The sequence below is a fragment of the Myxococcus guangdongensis genome (assembly GCF_024198255.1).
Taxonomy (GTDB): domain Bacteria; phylum Myxococcota; class Myxococcia; order Myxococcales; family Myxococcaceae; genus Myxococcus; species Myxococcus guangdongensis.
In genome coordinates this window covers 604,346-621,095 of the sequence record NZ_JAJVKW010000002.1, presented here as the reverse complement: position 1 = coordinate 621,095, position 16,750 = coordinate 604,346, and the positions used below count along the sequence as shown (strand labels likewise).

The 16,750-nt window shown below is 69.5% G+C and carries 13 protein-coding genes; 10 read left to right on the top strand and 3 right to left on the bottom strand.

The features are described 5' to 3' along the window. Window positions 1-44: 44 nt before the first annotated feature. A complete protein-coding gene (locus LXT21_RS07400; protein ID WP_254037375.1) occupies window positions 45-458 on the top strand; it encodes a hypothetical protein in 414 nt (137 codons plus the stop codon). Between the two features lie 13 nt (window positions 459-471). Here LXT21_RS07400 and LXT21_RS07395 read toward each other — a convergent pair whose 3' ends face one another. Together LXT21_RS07395 and ligD are read right to left on the bottom strand one after the other, a co-directional pair. Then, window positions 472-1,416, bottom strand: coding sequence for a DMT family transporter (locus LXT21_RS07395; protein ID WP_254037374.1), 945 nt, complete (start codon window positions 1,414-1,416; stop codon window positions 472-474). A gap of 78 nt (window positions 1,417-1,494) precedes the next feature. Continuing rightward, the gene (ligD, locus tag LXT21_RS07390) at window positions 1,495-2,424 is read right to left on the bottom strand and encodes a non-homologous end-joining DNA ligase (protein WP_254037373.1); all 930 of its coding nucleotides are present in this window, start codon (window positions 2,422-2,424) and stop codon (window positions 1,495-1,497) included. A 207-nt stretch (window positions 2,425-2,631) separates the two neighbouring features. Between ligD and LXT21_RS07385 the strand changes: the two genes are divergently transcribed. From LXT21_RS07385 to LXT21_RS07345, 9 genes are all read left to right on the top strand, one after another. Continuing rightward, window positions 2,632-2,949, top strand: a complete 318-nt coding sequence (locus LXT21_RS07385) for a hypothetical protein (RefSeq protein ID WP_254037372.1) — start codon at window positions 2,632-2,634, stop codon at window positions 2,947-2,949. A 120-nt stretch (window positions 2,950-3,069) separates the two neighbouring features. Continuing rightward, window positions 3,070-3,555, top strand: a complete 486-nt coding sequence (locus LXT21_RS07380; protein ID WP_254037371.1) for a ferritin-like domain-containing protein — start codon at window positions 3,070-3,072, stop codon at window positions 3,553-3,555. 93 nt (window positions 3,556-3,648) lie between these two features. Continuing rightward, window positions 3,649-5,121: a TraB/GumN family protein gene (locus tag LXT21_RS07375; protein ID WP_254037370.1), complete on the top strand. Its 1,473-nt coding sequence runs from the start codon at window positions 3,649-3,651 to the stop codon at window positions 5,119-5,121. A 66-nt stretch (window positions 5,122-5,187) separates the two neighbouring features. Then, a complete protein-coding gene (locus tag LXT21_RS07370; protein ID WP_254037369.1) occupies window positions 5,188-6,687 on the top strand; it encodes a hypothetical protein in 1,500 nt (499 codons plus the stop codon). A 66-nt stretch (window positions 6,688-6,753) separates the two neighbouring features. Continuing rightward, entirely contained in the window at window positions 6,754-8,289 is a 1,536-nt protein-coding gene (locus tag LXT21_RS07365; RefSeq protein WP_254037368.1) for a hypothetical protein, read from the top strand. 66 nt (window positions 8,290-8,355) lie between these two features. After that, window positions 8,356-9,738, top strand: a complete 1,383-nt coding sequence (hutF, locus tag LXT21_RS07360) for a formimidoylglutamate deiminase (protein WP_254037367.1) — start codon at window positions 8,356-8,358, stop codon at window positions 9,736-9,738. 57 nt (window positions 9,739-9,795) lie between these two features. Next, window positions 9,796-10,929, top strand: a complete 1,134-nt coding sequence (gene argE, locus LXT21_RS07355) for an acetylornithine deacetylase (protein ID WP_254037366.1) — start codon at window positions 9,796-9,798, stop codon at window positions 10,927-10,929. A gap of 473 nt (window positions 10,930-11,402) precedes the next feature. Further along, window positions 11,403-11,990, top strand: a complete 588-nt coding sequence (locus LXT21_RS07350; RefSeq protein ID WP_254037365.1) for a flavodoxin family protein — start codon at window positions 11,403-11,405, stop codon at window positions 11,988-11,990. Window positions 11,991-12,171: 181 nt separating this feature from the next. Then, window positions 12,172-13,080, top strand: a complete 909-nt coding sequence (locus LXT21_RS07345; protein WP_254037364.1) for a DUF2167 domain-containing protein — start codon at window positions 12,172-12,174, stop codon at window positions 13,078-13,080. A 72-nt stretch (window positions 13,081-13,152) separates the two neighbouring features. Here the strand turns inward: LXT21_RS07345 and mfd are convergent, their stop codons facing one another. Continuing rightward, window positions 13,153-16,746 (bottom strand): transcription-repair coupling factor, encoded by a 3,594-nt coding sequence (gene mfd, locus LXT21_RS07340; protein WP_254037363.1) that lies wholly within the window; start codon window positions 16,744-16,746, stop codon window positions 13,153-13,155. Between the last annotated feature and the right edge of the window lie 4 nt (window positions 16,747-16,750).

Genomic DNA, 16,750 nt, shown 5'->3' with positions numbered 1-16,750 from the left:
GGCGGTCGGGCCTATCCTGGGCCCGGCCTCTTCGCGGGAGTCTCATGGCAAGGGATTGGGAGCAGGAGTGGAACCACGGCGCGCAGCGTGCGTGGTTGGAAGCGCCGGACATCCTGTGGGCGCGCTTCCGGGGCGCCATCACCGAGGACACGTCGCGCTGGTCCTGTGGCCTGTATCAGTCGCTGTCCTCCGAGGGGCGCTTCTACCTGGCGGCGGACATCGCCGAGTCGCAGCTGAGCCCGGAGTCGCGCCGCTACCTGGTGGAGCACGCGAAGGCGGACTGGTTCCTGGGCATCGTCTACGTGGGCGCGGCGCTGGAGCAGAAGGCCACCACCAAGAGCTTGATGGTGGGCTCCATGCTCACCGGTGGCCGTCCGCTGGACGTGCGCTACGTGGACACCCTCGAAGAGGCGCGCGCGTGGATACAGGAGCACCGCGCGCTGAACGCCTCGCGGTGACCTTCGAGCCCCTTCAGCTCCGGGCCTGTTCGTCGGATCGGGGCGGGGACCGCTGGGGGAGCGCATTGGCCAGGGCCGCGCTCCCCAGGATGAGCGCGCCGCCCACGACGAGTGACACGGTGAGCGGCTCGCCGAGGAACGCGACGCCGAGCACCACCGCCACCAGCGTGTCGAGCAGCGCCATGGCGCCCAGCGCGGTGAGGGAGATGCGCGGCAGGAGCCAGTAGAGACACAGGTAGGTGAACGCGGTGCCGAAGATGGCCAGGTAGAGCACCGCGCCCACCGCGCGCGGCGTCCACGTCACGGTGGCGTTCGACTCCAGCAGGAAGGAGAGCGCGAGCAGGGGCACGCCGCTGCTGAGCGCCTGTCCGAAGACGAGCACGCGCGGTGGCACGTGCGCCATGTGGCGACGGACGAGCACGTTGGCCACGGCGATGAGGACCACGGAGAAGAGCGTCATCCCCACGCCCAGCAGCACCTTGCCGGACAGCGCCAGCCCCTGGATGTCGGAGGACTGGAGCATCACCACGCCCGCCACGCCCAGGCCCGCGGCCACGAGCTTGCCGGGGGTGAGCGGTTGGTCCGGCAGCAGGACGCGGCCGACGAACAGCAGCCACACCGGGAAGGTGGAGAACAGCAGCGCGGCCCAGCTGGATGGAATCCACTGCTGCGCGAAGAAGAGCAGGGTGAAGGGCGCCGCGAGCTGGAGCATGCCCAGCCCCGCGATGCGTCCGCCGGTGCGCAGGTCCACCTGTCCCGCCGAGCGGGCGAAGGGCATCAGGACGAGCCCCGCCACCAGCATCCGTGTGCCGAGGAAGCGCAACGGTGGCAGGTCCTCCAGGCCCACCTTCACCACGGACCAGGTGGAGCCCCAGAGGAGGAAGCAGGTGCAGTAGGCGAGGGCGACCTTCAGACGGCTCGCGGGCTTCACGGGGCCGGAGGCGACAGCGGAGTCCATGGTGGGTCGCCCCCATAACACCGGCACTGACGTCGTGCACGGTGTGTCGCGAATGGGTGTGGCGAGCCGCCGAGCGTGTCAGTCCGGCAGCCGCTGTGGGTGCTTCAACGCGGGCGCGAACAGGTCCCCCACCTTGTCCAGGCGCCTCTTGAGTGCGCGGAGGTTGAAGCGCGCGGGGTCGAGGCGTCGGGTGACCTCGCTCCACTTCAGGGGCGCGGAGAAGGGCGCTCCCGCCTTGGCCCGGAGAGAGTAGGGCGCGACGATGGTCTTGCCGCGCGCGTTCTGTCCCGTGTCCAGGTACAGCCGGCCCTTGCGCGCGCGGATGCCGCGCACCGTGGTGGCCAGCGCACCCAGTCGCTCCTCCAGCGCATGGGCCACGGCGTCCGCGTGTGCCTGCACCTTCGCGTACGTGTGTCCGGGGGCGAGGGGAATCATGACGTGCAGGCCGCGCTTGCCGGAGGTCTTGGGGTAGCTCTCGAGGCCCTGTTCCTCGAGCAGTCCGCGCAGCGCGAGCGCCACCGTCACCACGTCGGACCAGCCGCCCTTGCCCGGGTCCAGGTCCATGGCCAGGAAGTCGGGCTGCGAGAGCTTGGGCGCGCGGCTCAGCCACATGTGGAGCGTGAGCGCGGATTGGTTGGCGAGCCACAGCAGGGGCTGCTCGCCGTTCACGTTCACGTGGCGCAGCGTCTTGTCCAGGTGGCGCACGCGCTGGGTGGGCACCCACGCGGGGATGCCCGACAGCCCATGCCGGAAGAAGCCTGGTGCCTGGATTCCAGCGGGCCACTGCTGCACGGAGATGGGACGGTCCTCGAGGACGGGGACCATCAGGGGCGCGACCTCGCGGTAGTACGCGAAGACATCCGCCTTCGTCAGGCCCGCGTCGGGGAAGAGGACGCGGTCCCCATGCGTCAGCGTGGCGTGTGATGCGGGCGCGGAGGTTCTCGCGGCCTGGGCGCGTGGTGCTCGCAGCGAGCCCGTCGAATGACGTCGTGTGCGCGCGCGGTTCACGGCTCAACGGTCGGCATCCAGGAGGCCCGTCGCAACGTCGACCGCGCCACCGTTGGCGAGCACCTGCGTCACCGCCCCTCCGAGCGGGCGACCCGTCGAGCCCTGGCCTCATCGCCGGCACAGCGGGGTCTTTGTGAGCCCCCGAGGAATGCGCGGCTGGCGCCGTGCCCGCACACATGCGCATCTGTACCCGGGAGGCACGGCGGCATGGGCATCGAGGCGGTGGGCTGGTTCAGTTCCTTCATCTTGTTGCTGACGTTGGGGACGCAGATCCACAAGCAGTGGAAGACCGGCTCCAGCAAGGGCGTGTCGCAGTGGCTCTTCCTCGGGCAGATCACCGCCTCCGTGGGTTTCACCACCTACAGTGTGCTGGTGGGCAACTGGGTCTTCGTGGTGACCAACGTGCTGATTCTGGTGAGCGCGCTGGTCGGCGAGCTCATCGTCCTGAAGCACCGCCGCGCCGAGCGCCGTGGCGCCCGCGGTGAGGGCGCGCTGCCGCTGCGTCCCGCACATCCCCGCTCCTGAGCAACCTCCAGGCCGCCTGCTCGGCGTCAGGGCGGCCGGGCCGAGGCACCGGGGGACGGGTTGGCTCGTGGGAAGAGGCTTCTCACATTGCTCGCGGTCCCTGGCTTGGAGGAAGTCGACATGGCCGAGAAGTCCGAGGTGGCACGCCTGCGCAGCCTTGCGCAGCTCGACGCGGACGCGGTGGGCGCCTATGACGCGGCGCTCGCGCGCATCCCGGAGCCGCTGGTGCGTGAGCGGCTCGCCGAGTTCCGTGCCGACCACGTGCGCCATGTGCGGGAGCTCAACGGCTTCATCCACCACTTCGGAGGCACGCCGCTGGACCTGAAGCCCGACCTGAAGGGCGCGGCGATGAAGGGCCTGACGGCCATGTCCAGCATGATGGGCACCGAGGCCGCGCTGGTGGCGATGCTCGGCAACGAGGAGTACTCGAACCGCTCCTACGACGTGGCCCTGCGCTTCGAGTGGAGCCCCGACGTGCGCCTGCTCATCGAGCGCCACCGCGAGGACGAGCGCCGCCACATCCTGTGGATTCGCGAGGCCGTCCGGACCCGCCCCTGGGAGAAGGAGCGCGCCCCGTTGCACGAGGGCTCGGAGGTCCAGGCCTGACCCAGGGCCCGCACCCGGAGTAGGCCTGCGCTGCGATATGCCAGCCGTGTGCCTCCGTTCTAGTCTCCCGGACAAGGACTCCCAGGAGGCGGCATGGTGCGCTCCGCAGTCGTCGCGGTGTTGGCAGGTCTGTTCGTCATGGGCTGCGCGGCCCATCGCAGTGATTTGGACTACCCGGACCGGGAGGCCATCTACGACAGGCCCCTCGAGGAGATGTGGCCGGAGGTCCAGGGCTTCTTCACCCGGAACGAGCTGCCCTTCCGCGAGGACAAGGGGAGCCGGGTGTTGGAGACGGAGTGGCGGCAGGAGTTCGGCGGCTCCAAGGTCTCCGGCTTCTTCCACCGCTACCTGGTGGTGGGCCGGCGGGAGACGCCCACGTCGAGCAAGCTGCAGATCTTCCGCATCACCAAGAGCCGGAACAAGACGCTGCAGAACCCGGCCGTGCAGATCGACTGGGGCGTCAGCCGCAACCTGGCCCCCCCGAGTGACTCGGAGACGAGGGGTCTGGGCGTGGAGGACTTCGAGGACCGGCTGGCGGAGCCTCGGGGCGAGAACGCCTTCTTCGCGGAGTCCGGGCAGGGCCAGCGGGACATGGTGATGGAGTGGCGGGTGTTCCGCGAGGTGGCGCCGCTCCTGTCGAAGGAGGAGAACGCGCCCAAGCCGGTGCAGGTGGCCAAGGCGCCCAACGCCAAGGAGGCCCCGTCGCAGATGGCGGTGGAGTGCGGCCTGCCCATCATCGGCCTGGGCAAGAAGGCGCAGCCGGGCACGGTGATGCTGCTGGGCGAGATGCACGGCACGCAGGAGGTGCCGCGCTTCGTGGCGCAGATGGCGTGTCAGGCCGTGGTCGCGGGGCTGCCGGTGACGGTGGGGTTGGAGCTGCCGCTGGAGAACCAGGGCCGCGTGGATGCGTTCCTCGACAGCAAGGGCGAGGAGGGCGACTGGCTCAAGCTGATGGAGGCGCCGTTCTGGCGCAGCCCGTACCCGGATGGGCGCGGCAGCGCGGCCGTGGCGAACATGCTCGAGCACCTGCGTCAGCTGCGCTCGCAGGGGCTGGACGTGGATGTCTTCGTGTTCGACCACCCGAAGGCGAACGGGCAGCAGCGCGAGGACGCGATGGCGGCCACGGTGGCGCTCCAGGCGGAGGTGGGACCCAAGCGCTTCCACGTGGTGCTGTCGGGCAACATCCACTCGCGCACGAAGAAGGGCCTGCCGTGGAACAAGGACCACCGGCCGATGGGCTACCTGCTGAAGCAGAAGCTGGACGACGTGGTGGCGCTGGACATGGCGTACGACAGCGGCACGGCGTGGATCTGCTCGGTGGACAGCAAGGGCGTGCGAGACAGGCTGGACTGTGGCGTGCGCGACGCGAAGGGCAAGAACAACGGGGAGCGCTACTTCGTGCACACGTGGGACTCCGCGAATGCCGAGGGCTACCACGGCGTGTTCTACGTGGGCGCGGTGAACGCCTCCGCGCCCGCCATCCGCGTGGGTGACAGCGGCCCGGGCAAGGAGGGCGGCAAGAGCCCCTTCGTGCCGGAGGCGGGGAAGCTCGCGTCGTCGAAGTAGCTCCGGGCGATATGTCCGCCCTCCCACTCGCGTTTCTCGCTCTGGAACGTGATGTCGGGAGGGTGGATGCGCTCGGTTCTTTACGCGGTGATGTTGTTGTCGACGTGGGTGGGGCTGGGGTGCGCGGCCCACCGCAGTGACCTGGAGATTCCGGACCGGGAGGCCATCTACGACCGTCCACTGGACGAGATGTGGCCGGAGGTCCGGGGGTTCTTCACCCGCAACAAGCTGCCCTTCCGCGAAGACCGGGGCAGCCGGGTGCTGGAGACGGAGTGGCGGCAGGAATTCGGAGGCTCGAAGGTCGCGGGCTTCTTCCACCGCTACCTGGTCGTGGGCCGACGGGAGACGCCCACGTCGAGCAAGCTGCAGATCTTCCGCATCACCAAGAGCCGGAACAAGGCGCTGCAGAACCCGTCCATTCAAGTCGACTGGGGCGTCGGGCGTGCCATGTTCAATGATGCGGATGCCAGGCCGGCGAACAGTCCGGGCGAGAGCGCGCCGCTGACCAGCTCCGAGGACTGGGAAGAGGTCATCGCGGAGCCTCGTGGAGAGAACTCCTTCTTCGCGGAGTCGGCGCAGGGGCAGCGCGACCTCTTGATGGAGTGGCGGGTATTCCGCGAGGTGGCGCCGCTGCTGGCGAAGGAGGAGAACGCGCCCAAGCCGGTGCAGGTGGCCAAGGCGCCCAAGGCCAACGAGGCGCCGTCGCAGATGGCCATCGAGTGCGGCCTGCCCATCATCGGTCTGGGCAAGAAGGCGCAGCCGGGCACCGTGATGATGCTGGGTGAGCTGCACGGCACGCAGGAGGTGCCGCGCTTCGTGGCCCAGACGTCCTGCCAGGTGACGGTGGCGGGGACGCCGGTGACGGTGGGGCTGGAGATTCCGCTGGAGAACCAGGGCCGTGTGGATGCGTTCCTCGACAGCAAGGGTGAGGAGGGCGACTGGCTCAAGCTGATGGAGTCCCCGTTCTGGCGCAGCCCATATCCGGACGGTCGCGGCAGCGAGGCGATGGCGAACATGCTGGAGCAACTGCGTCAGCTGCGCTCGCAGGGCCTGGACGTGGACGTCGTCGTGTTCGACCACCCGAAGGCGAACGGGCAGCAGCGTGAGGACGCGATGGCGGCCACGCTGGTTCACCAGGTGGAGTCCGCGCCGAAGCGCTTCTACGTGGTGCTGTCAGGCAACATCCATTCGCGCACGAAGAAGGGCCTGCCGTGGAACAAGGACCACCGGCCCATGGGGCTCCTCTTGAAGGAGAAGCTGGACGACGTGGTGGCGCTGGACATGGCGTACGACAGCGGCACGGCGTGGATCTGCTCGGTGGACAGCCAGGGCAAGCGGGACAGGCTGGACTGCGGTGTGCGTGAGACGAAGGGCAAGAACAACGGCGAGCGCTACTTCGTGCACACCTGGGACTCCGCGAATGCCGAGGGCTACCACGGCGTGTTCTACGTGGGCTCGGTGAACGCCTCCGCGCCGGCCATCCGCGTGGGAGACAGCGGCCCGGGCAAGGAGGGCAGCAAGAATCCCTTCGTGCCGGAGACGGGGAAGCTCGCGTCCTCACGCTGAGCCGTGACGATATGGCCGCCCTCCTGCTCGCGTTCCTGTAGTTGCAACGCGATGTCAGGAGGGCGGATGCGCTCGGCTCTTTACGCGGTGATGTTGGTGTCGACATGGGTGGGGCTGGGGTGCGCGGCTCACCGCAGTGACCTGGAGATTCCGGACCGGGAGGCCATCTACGACCGTCCATTGGACGAGATGTGGCCGGAGGTCCGGGAGTTCTTCACCCGCAACAAGCTGCCCTTCCGCGAGGACCGAGGCAGTCGGGTGCTGGAGACGGAGTGGCGGCAGGAGTTCGGCGGCTCCAAGGTCTCCGGCTTCTTCCACCGCTACATGGTCGTGGGTCGGCGGGAGACGCCCACGACGAGCAAGCTGCAAATCTTCCGCATCACCAAGAGCCAGAACAAGACGCTGGCGAACTCGGGGAACCAGGTGGATTGGTCCCCGACCCGGGCCTGGGGCATGGGGCCCAGGAGCGAGATGTCGGGGAAGAGCGAGGATGACTACATGGTCGAGCCGACCCAGCCGCAGAGCGCGCCGCTGACCAGCTCCGAGGACTGGGAGGAGGTCATCGCGGCGCCTCGTGGGGAGAACTCCTTCTTCGCGGAGTCGGCGCAGGGACAGCGCGACCTGGTGATGGAGTGGCGGGTGTTCCGGGAGGTGGCGCCGAAGCTGGCGAAGGAAGTGAACGCGCCCAAGCCGGTGCAGGTGGCCAAGGCGCCCAACGCGAAGGAAGCCCCGTCGCAGGTGGCCATCGAGTGCGGCCTGCCCATCATCGGTCTGGGCAAGCAGGCGAAGCCGGGCGCGATGCTCCTGTTGGGAGAGCTTCACGGCACGCAGGAGGTGCCGCGCTTCGTGGCCCAGACGTCCTGCCAGTCGGCCGTGGCCGGGCTGCCGGTGACGGTGGGGTTGGAGCTGCCGCTGGAGAACCAGGGCCGTGTGGATGCGTTCCTCGACAGCCAGGGTGAGGAGGGTGACTGGCTGAAGCTGATGGAGGCTCCGTTCTGGCGCAGCCCGTATCCGGACGGTCGCGGCAGCGAGGCGATGGCGAACATGCTGGAGCAACTGCGTCAGCTGCGCTCGCAGGGTCTGGACGTGGACGTCGTCGTGTTCGACCACCCGAAGGCGAACGGGCAGCAGCGTGAAGACGCGATGGCGGCCACGCTGATTCATCAGGTGGAGTCCGCGCCGAAGCGCTTCTACGTGGTGCTGTCGGGCAACATCCATTCGCGCACGAAGAAGGGCCTGCCGTGGAACAAGGACCACCGGCCGATGGGGCTGCTGCTGAAGCAGCAGCTGGACGACGTGGTGGCGCTGGACATGGCGTACGACAGCGGCACGGCGTGGATCTGCTCGGTGGACAGCCAGGGGAAGCGGGACCGGTTGGACTGCGGCGTGCGTGAGACGAAGGGCAAGAACAACGGCGAGCGCTACTTCGTGCACACGTGGGACTCGGTGAACTCGGAGGGGTACCACGGCGTGTTCTACGTGGGCTCGGTGAACGCCTCCGCGCCGGCCGTGCACCGGGGCCTGGGGCGTCCTGGCGCGGATGACAACACGAATCATCCGGCTCCTGACGAAGGCTGGAAGCTGGCGGAGTTCGGGCGCTGACAGCGACGTGGGTGGACCGTGTCACGGCTGCTGCGTGGCCCGGTCCGCTGGCGTACGCTCGGCGGGGTGAGCGACATCACTGTCTACCAGCCGGACTTCCTATACGTGGGAGGCCGGCTCATCGAAGGGGGCGCCCTGGCCGTGGGCGCCGACGGCCGTATCCTCGAGGCGGCCTCCGTGCCCTCCGGGGCGAGCGTCGTGCGGCTGCGAGGCCGCGCGTTGTTGCCGGGGCTCGTCAATGGCCACTCCCACGCGTTCCAGCGGCTCATCCGCGGGCGCACCGAGTACGTGGCCGCCGGGCATGAGGCGGATGACTTCTGGAGCTGGCGCGAGGCCATGTATCGCGCCGCCGAGTCCCTGGGGCCTGACGACGTCTACGTGGCCTCCCGGCAGGTCTTCGTGGAGATGGCGCTCGCCGGCATCACCACCGTGGGCGAGTTCCACTACATCCACCACCAGCAGGACGGCACGCCTTACGCGGACCGGAACGTGCTGGCCAAGGCCGTCATCCGCGCCGCGCGGGACGCGGGCCTGCGCATCTGTCTGCTCCGCGTGGGGTATGCGCGCGCGGGCTTCCAGGTGGCGCCCAATCCCCGTCAGCGGCGCTTCATCGACCCGGACGTGGACACGTTCCTCGCGTCGGCGGAGTCGCTCGCCAGCGAGGTGAAGGGGGACGCGGCGGTGAGCGTGGGGCTCGCGCCCCACAGCGTGCGCGCGGTGCCGAAGAGCTGGCTGGCCGCGGTCACGAAGACGCGGGGCTTCCCCGTGCACATGCACGTCGCCGAGCAGCCCAAGGAAATCGAAGCGAGCCTCGCGGAGTACGGCCGGCGTCCGGTGGAGCTGCTGTCGGACCTGAGCCTTTTGGGGCCGGGCTTCACCGCCGTGCACGGCGTGCACCTGACGGACGAGGAGGTGTCCATGCTGGGCGCCGCTCGCGCGACGGTGTGCGCGTGTCCCTCCACGGAGCGCAACCTGGGGGACGGCATCGTCCCCGCGGACGCGCTGGTGAAGGCGGGGGCGCGCATCAGCCTGGGCTCGGACAGTCAGGCGCACGTGGACCTGCTGGACGAGGCCCGTCAGCTCGAGGGGCACCTGCGGCTGGCCCGGCTGCGACGCTCGGTCCTGGACCCGGGCGGTGGCGAGGTCTCCGGCCTGGGGGCGCGGCTGTTGGACATGGCCACCGCGGATGGTGCGCGCTGTCTGGGGCTGTCCACGGGGACGCTGGCGCCGGGCGCGCTGGCGGACTTCTTTACGGTGGACCTGGGGCATCCATCGCTCGTGGGCGCGTCGCCGCAGTCGCTGCTCGTCTCCATCGTCCTGGGCGCGGAGAAGTCGGCGGTGCGCGAGGTGGCGGTGGCTGGACGGCTGGTGGTCCGGGACGGGGTGCATCCGCTGGCGGAGGAGAGCGGGCGCGCCTTCCAGACGCTCGCGCATTCGCTGTATCGATGACGGGGGCTGGCGCCTGATGCCGGGCGATGGCATGACGCCACGACGGAGGAAGTCTTCATGAGCGACACGCTGCCCGCGCTGCGGGCCACCCTGGCGGAGCTGGTGGCGATGGACACCACGTCCGCTCGACCCAACGCCCCGCTCATCGACTACGCGCAGGCACGGCTGGAGAAGGCGGGGTTCAGCTCGGAGCGCCAGCGCTACACGGATGACGCGGGTGTGGAGAAGGTGAACCTGGTCGCGGTGAAGGGCGGCACGGGGCGCGCGGCGCTCGCGCTGGTGGGGCACTCCGACTGCGTGCCGTACGACGCGGCGTGGACGGACGCGCTGAAGCTGACGGAGAAGGACGGCAAGCTGTACGCGCGCGGTGCCTGTGACACGAAGGGCTTCATCGCGTGCGCGCTGCACGCCGCCGAGCGGGCCGAGAAGCTCTCCGCGCCGCTGATGGTGGTGCTCACCGCCGACGAGGAGATTGGCCTCATCGGCGCGAAGAAGCTGGTGGCCGCGGGGCTGGGCCGCGCGCGGCACGCCATCGTGGGGGAGCCCACGAAGCTCACGCCGGTGCGCGCGAACAAGGGTTACTGCCTGGCGGAGGTGGAGGTGCTCGGCAAGGAGGGGCACAGCGCGTATCCGGACACGGGCGCGTCGGCCATCTTCCGCGCGGGCCGCTTCCTGCACCGGCTGGAGCAACTGGCCACCACGGTGTTGCGCGAGGAACTCGACGAGGGCTTCCAGCCGCCGTTCACCACGGTGAACGTGGGCGTCATCCAGGGCGGCAAGGCGAAGAACATCCTGCCGGGCTCGTGTCGCTTCACGGTGGAGTGGCGACCCATCCCGGGGCAGCCCACCGAGCGCGTGTCCGAGCTGCTGGAGTCCATTCGCCAGGAGCTGGTGCGCGACGAGCCCGCCTACGAGGCGCACATCCGTGTGCTGCGCACGGACCGGGGCGTGAACACGCGCGCGGACGCGGAGGTGGTGCGTTTCCTGGCCGAGGCCAGCGGCAACGCGTCCACCACGGTGCCCTTCGGCACGGAAGCGCCGCAGATGACGGAGCTGGGCGCGGAGGCCGTGGTGTTCGGCCCTGGCGACATCCGGGTGGCTCACCAGACGGGCGAGCATGTGCCCATCGAGGACCTGATTCGCTGCGAGGCCGTGCTGGCCCGCGCCGTCGCGCACTTCTGCGGCAAGTGAGTCGGCGCGCCGGAGGGCTCTCACGGAGACGCGAGGTGCGCGAGCCCTCGGGTCCTGGACTGGGTGAAGCCGAACGCCGACGGCGAAGCTTGGCGACCGGGCTCTCGCGGAGGCGCGAGGTGTGTGAGACCTCGGGTCCTGGCTCGCGCTCTCGCGCCTGGACTGGGTGAAGCCGAACGCCGACGGCGAAGCGTGGCGACCGGGCTCTCGCGGAGGCGCGAGGTGTGTGAGACCTCGGGTCCTGGCTCGCGCTCTCGCGCCTGGACTGGGTGAAGCCGAACGCCGACGGCGAAGCCTATTCGTCCGGGGCTCTCGTTGCGATGCGAGGTGCGCGAGCCCTCGGACCCTGGTTCCGCTCGCCGTGCCTTGGCTGTCCGACGGGTGCGCCTCGATGTGCGCACGAGTTCGGCCCGTGCGAGACGCGAGCGCCTTCGTTATGAAGGCGCGGTCGCTCCTTCTCCCGGACCTCCGCCATGCACGCCCGTCGACTCCTCTTCCTGCTCTCCAGTGCCCGTGAGAACGGCAACGCGGAGCAGCTCGCCCGCAAGGCCGCGGAGTCCCTGCCTCCTGGCACGGTGGCGGAGTGGGTGAACCTGGAGCGCTACCGGGGTGAAATCTTCAAGGACCTGCGCCACACCCCCGGTGGCTACACGCAGCCCTTGAGCCCCGAGCTGTGGGACCTCGCCCAGCGCACGGTGTCCGCCGATGAGCTCGTCTTCGTCGCGCCCGTCTATTGGTACGGCCTGCCCGCCAACGCGGTGTCCTACCTGGAGCACTGGTCCCACTGGCTGAGAATCACCGAGCTGCGCTTCCGCGAGCGCATGCGCGGCAAGGTGCTCTCGCTGGTCACCTCCCACTCCTCCGAGGAGGATGACGTCGTCGCCGAGCCCCTGTTGAAGAGCCTCCAGCTCAGCGCGGACTACCTGGAGATGCACTGGCGGGGCGCGCTCATCGGCCACGCCAACACTCCCGGTCAGGTGCTCGAGGACACGCGCGCCGTCACGACCGCGCGCGACTTTCTCGTGCGTCCCGTGGCTGTCCCGAAAACCGAAGCTGCCTGAGTCCTTCGCCCGCACCGGCGCTGATTTGACGCGTGCTCCGACGCGCCGCTAGGTTGCCGCGCCTTTCGGGCCCGGGGGCCCGCCGTGCGCGTGCGTCGAGCCGCATGCGGCATCGTCAGCCTCGCTGATGCTTCACGTCCCTCCGCCCGATTGTGTCTGGAATCCCTGGAGGGGGCGCTCAATGCAGTGTCGACGTGGGTTGTTCGCGGTGTTGTTGCTGGTGGGAGTGAGTGCGTGGGCCCAGGCGCCCGAGCCGCAGGAGGCCGCCGAGGAGGCGGAGGTGGTCGCCCCGGCGCTGCCCGAGTTGCACCTGCGCACGGGCGTGGTGGTGCTGGGCGACGGCCTGGCGAAGATGAACGTCCCCGCAAACTTCGGCTACCTGTCGCCCGAGGACGCGGAGAAGGTGCTCGTGGAGGTGTGGGGCAATCCTCCGGGCACGAAGACGCTGGGCATGCTGGTCCCCTCGGACGTGAGCGTGGACGCACCGGAAGGCTGGGGCGTGGTCATCCAGTACGACGATGACGGCCACGTGGAGGACAAGGACGCGGCCAGCATCGACTACGCGGAGCTGCTCGAGGAGATGCAGGAGGGCACCCGCGAGGAGAACAAGGAGCGCACCCGCGCGGGCTTCGAGGCCGTGGACCTGGTCGGCTGGGCCGCCACCCCGCACTACGACGCCAGCACGCGCAAGCTGTACTGGGCCCAGGAGCTGTCCTTCGGTGGCAACAAGGAGCACACGCTGAACTACGCCGTCCGCGTGCTGGGCAAGGAGGGCGTCCTGGTCCTCAACGCCGTCTCCAGCATGGTGGCGCTGCACCAGGTGGAGAAGGACATGAAGCAGGTGCTCGCCTTCACCGAGTTCCAGGCGGGCCACCGCTACGAGGACTTCGACCCCAGCACCGGCCGCGTCGCCGCGTACGGTGTCGCGGGCCTGGTGGCGGGCAAGGTCGCCGCCAAGGCGGGCCTCTTCAAGGGCCTGCTCGCCGTGCTGGTGGCCGGCAAGAAGGTCGTCATCGCCGGCGTGGTGATGCTGTTCGTCGCGCTGGGCAAGCTGTTCAAGCGCGGCGGCAACAGCGACGGCACGCCGTAGTCGGCGCTCCTCGTGTGAATCCAAGAGGCTCGGGACTTCGTGTCCCGAGCCTCTTCTCGTTCCATCGCCGCTTCAGTTCCTCGGCAGCGAGCAGTGGTCCAAGTCGCGGAGCACCTTGCGCGCCTCGGCGATGAGGTCGTGTCCCTGGGTGCCCTGCGCCACGCGGGCGATGAGCTTCATGTCCGGCGTGAGGCGGTAGTAGCCCTTCGAGCGCTGCACCAGCCCCGCGACCTTCGGCCCGTCCAGCAGCGCGTCCGCGCCCAGCGTCACCACCAGCCGCTGCGGCCCCACCTCCAGGCCGCGCAGCCGCAGGTCGCGCATGTCGATCTTCAGCAGCGTCAGCTCGGACAGGTGGTCGACCTCGTCGGGTGCCTCGCCGTAGCGGTCCACCAGCTCCGCGCGCAGGTCCGTCACCTCGTCCGGGTGGCTGGCCTGACTGAAGCGCTTGTAGAAGACGAGCCGCTGGTGCACGTCCGCCACGTAGTCGTCCGGGATGAGCGCCGGCATCGGCAGCGTGACGTCCGGTTCAATCTGCACCTTGGGCGGCTGGCCCTGCAGCTCCGCGACAGCCTCCTCCAGGAGCTGCGCGTACATGTCGAAGCCAATCTCGGCGATGGCGCCGGACTGCTTCTCGCCCAGGAGGTTGCCCGCGCCGCGAATCTCCAGGTCGTGACTGGCGATGGAGAAGCCCGCGCCCAGCTCGGTGAAGTTCTGGAGCACCTCCAGCCGCCGCTGCGCGTCGCGCGTCACCGCCCTGCGCGTGGGCACCAGGAGGTACGCGTACGCGCGCTCCTTGGAGCGGCCCACGCGGCCTCGCAACTGGTAGAGCTGCGCCAGACCGAACTGGTCCGCCCGGTTCACGATCATCGTGTTGGCGCTGGAGATGTCGATGCCGCTCTCGATGATGGCCGTGCACAGGAGCACCTGGTGCTTGCGCTCGGTGAACTCCAGCATGACCTTCTCGAGCTGCCCCTCGCCCATCTGTCCGTGCGCCACGCCGATGGACAGCTGCGGCACCAGCTCGCGCAGCTGCTGCTCCATGGAGGGCAGGGACTCGACGCGGTTGTGCACGAAGAACACCTGCCCGCCGCGGGCAATCTCGCGTTCGATGGCCTCCTTCACCACCATCGGGTCGAACTTCATCACGAAGGTGCGGATGGCGCGCCGGTCCTGGGGCGGCGTGGCGATGATGCTCATGTCGCGCACGCCCGACATGCTCATGTGCAGCGTGCGGGGGATGGGCGTCGCCGTCAGCGTCAGCACGTCAATCTGGGAGCGCCACTTCTTCAGCGACTCCTTCTGCTTCACGCCGAAGCGCTGCTCCTCGTCGACAATCATCAGCCCCAAGTCCTTGAAGGCCACCTCGCCGCCCAACAGCTTGTGCGTGCCGATGAGGATGTCGACCTTGCCCTCCTTGGCGCGCTTGAGGATTTCGCGCACCTCCGGCGGCTTCTTCAGGCCGGAGATGACCTCCACCGCGACGGGGTAGTCCTTGAAGCGCTTCTTGAAGGAGAGGAAGTGCTGCTGCGCCAGCACGGTGGTGGGCACCAGCACCGCCACCTGCTTGCGGTCCAGCGTGGCCTTGAAGGCCGCGCGCATGGCGACCTCCGTCTTGCCGTAGCCCACGTCGCCGCAGACCAGCCGGTCCATCGGCTCCGGCTTCTGCATGTCGGAGAGCACGTCCTCAATCGCCTTGGCCTGGTCCGGCGTCTCCTCGAACTCGAAGTCCGCCTCGAACTGGGCGAAGTAGCGGTCCGGCGCGCTGAAGGCGTGTCCCGGGTGCGCGCGGCGCGAGGCGGCGATTTGCAAGAGCTCCGCCGCCATCTTGAGCAGCTGCTCCTTGACGCGCTTCTTCGTCTTCTCCCAGCTCGTCGTGCCCAGCTTGTCGAGCTGGACCGTCTCCGGGTTGCCGCCGGTGAACTTCTGGATGAGCCGCATGCGGCCCACCGGCAGATAGATTTTGTCCCGGCCCGCGTACTCGAGGACGAGGAAGTCCCCGGGCACGCCGTTCACCTGCATCTTCGTCAGGCCCGAGTAGCGGCCGATGCCGAAGTCGGTGTGGACGATGAGGTCGCCTTCCTTCAGGTCCTTGAAGCCCGCGGCGAACGCGTCCAGCTTCTTGCCGCGCTTGACGCGCCGACGCGCGCGGACGCCGAAGATCTCCTCGTCCGACAAGAGCGCCAGCCCGCCCGCGCCGTCCACGAAGCCCTGGCTCACCTCGCCCGTGAAGAGGTGCGCCCAGACGGCCGGCTCGTACAGCGCCGACGCGTCCTTCATGGGCTCGGTGTGCACCTTCACCATCACGTTGCGGTCGAGGAGCAGCCGCTTGAGCCGGTCCGCCTGGCTCAGCGTGCCGCACGCCACCGCGCACGCCACCCGCGAGTCGCGCCAGCGCTGCAGCCGCTCGACGAGGGGTTGCAGCGCGCCCTCTTCTCCATGGTGCGCGAGGATGGCCTCCCGCAGGTCCTGCGTGCCGCCGAACTGGAACAACACCGGCGGCTTCTCCGACTGCGTCAGCGACAGCCCACCGCCCTCGACGACGCGATAGGCGGAGAGCTGCTGCTCCACCGCGTCGCGCGACAGGAAGTGCTCGGCCGGCGGGCACACCAGGTCCTTGCGCTCCTCGGCCTGGGCGAAGGTGCGCTCCAGCTCCTCCCACAGCGCGTCCGCCGCGCGGGAGAGCTCCAGCGGGTCGTCCAGGTAGAAGACGGGCCCCTCGGGGCTCCACGCGCGCAGGAAGTCGAACACCGTGGCGAGCCCGCCCTCGAACAGCCCGGGCAGCAGGCCCTCCAACCCGAAGCCGGGCAGGCCCTCGCGCAGCGCGTCCAGCCGCTCGCGCAGCTGGATGGTGGGCAGGTTGATGCGGTCGGCGACGGCGCGCGCGGCGGCCTCCGCGCGGGGACGGGTGTCCTCGGTGAGCAACAGCTCGCGCGCGGGCACCAGGTCCACTTCCTTCAGCGCGTCCACCGTGCGCTGCGACTCCGGGTCGAAGGCGCGGATGGAGTCGATGGTGTCGCCGAAGAACTCCAGGCGCACCGGCTTGTCGTAGAGCGGGCTGAAGACGTCGAGCAGCCCTCCGCGCACGGAGAACGTCCCCACATCCTCCACCATGGGGCTGTTCTGGTAGCCCATGCGCGCAAGCTTCCGCGCCAGCGCGTCGCGGTCGTAATCCTGTCCCACCGTCACCCGGTCCGTGAGCTGGGCCATCACGTCCGGGCGCAGCATGCGGCGGTACAGCGCGCGCAGGGACAGCACCAGCACCGGGAAGCGCGTGCCCCGGGCCAGGTGGTACAGCGCGCCGATGCGCTCGGTGACGACGGCCGCGTCCGGGGACAGCTCGTCGTAGGGGAGCACCTCGTCCGCGGGCAGCCGCAGCACCCCCGGCTCGCGCAGGGTGCCCGTTCCGCCCAGGAAGAAGGCCAGGTCCGAGGCCAGGCTGTCGGCCGCCTCCTCGTCCGCCGCCACGCAGACCAGCGGCGCCTTCGCCTCGCGGCAGAGCCGGGCGAGCACGTGGCCCCGGGCCGCGCCCTTCAGACCCTGGGTGCGCGTGCGCTGGCCTGGGCGCAGCTCTCCCAGCAACCGGGAGAAGGTGTCCGTCGTCACGAGAGGCACGCCACCGTCCCGCGCCGCCTCGCCATCCAACCTCTGTGTGTAAGGACTGTCCATGAGT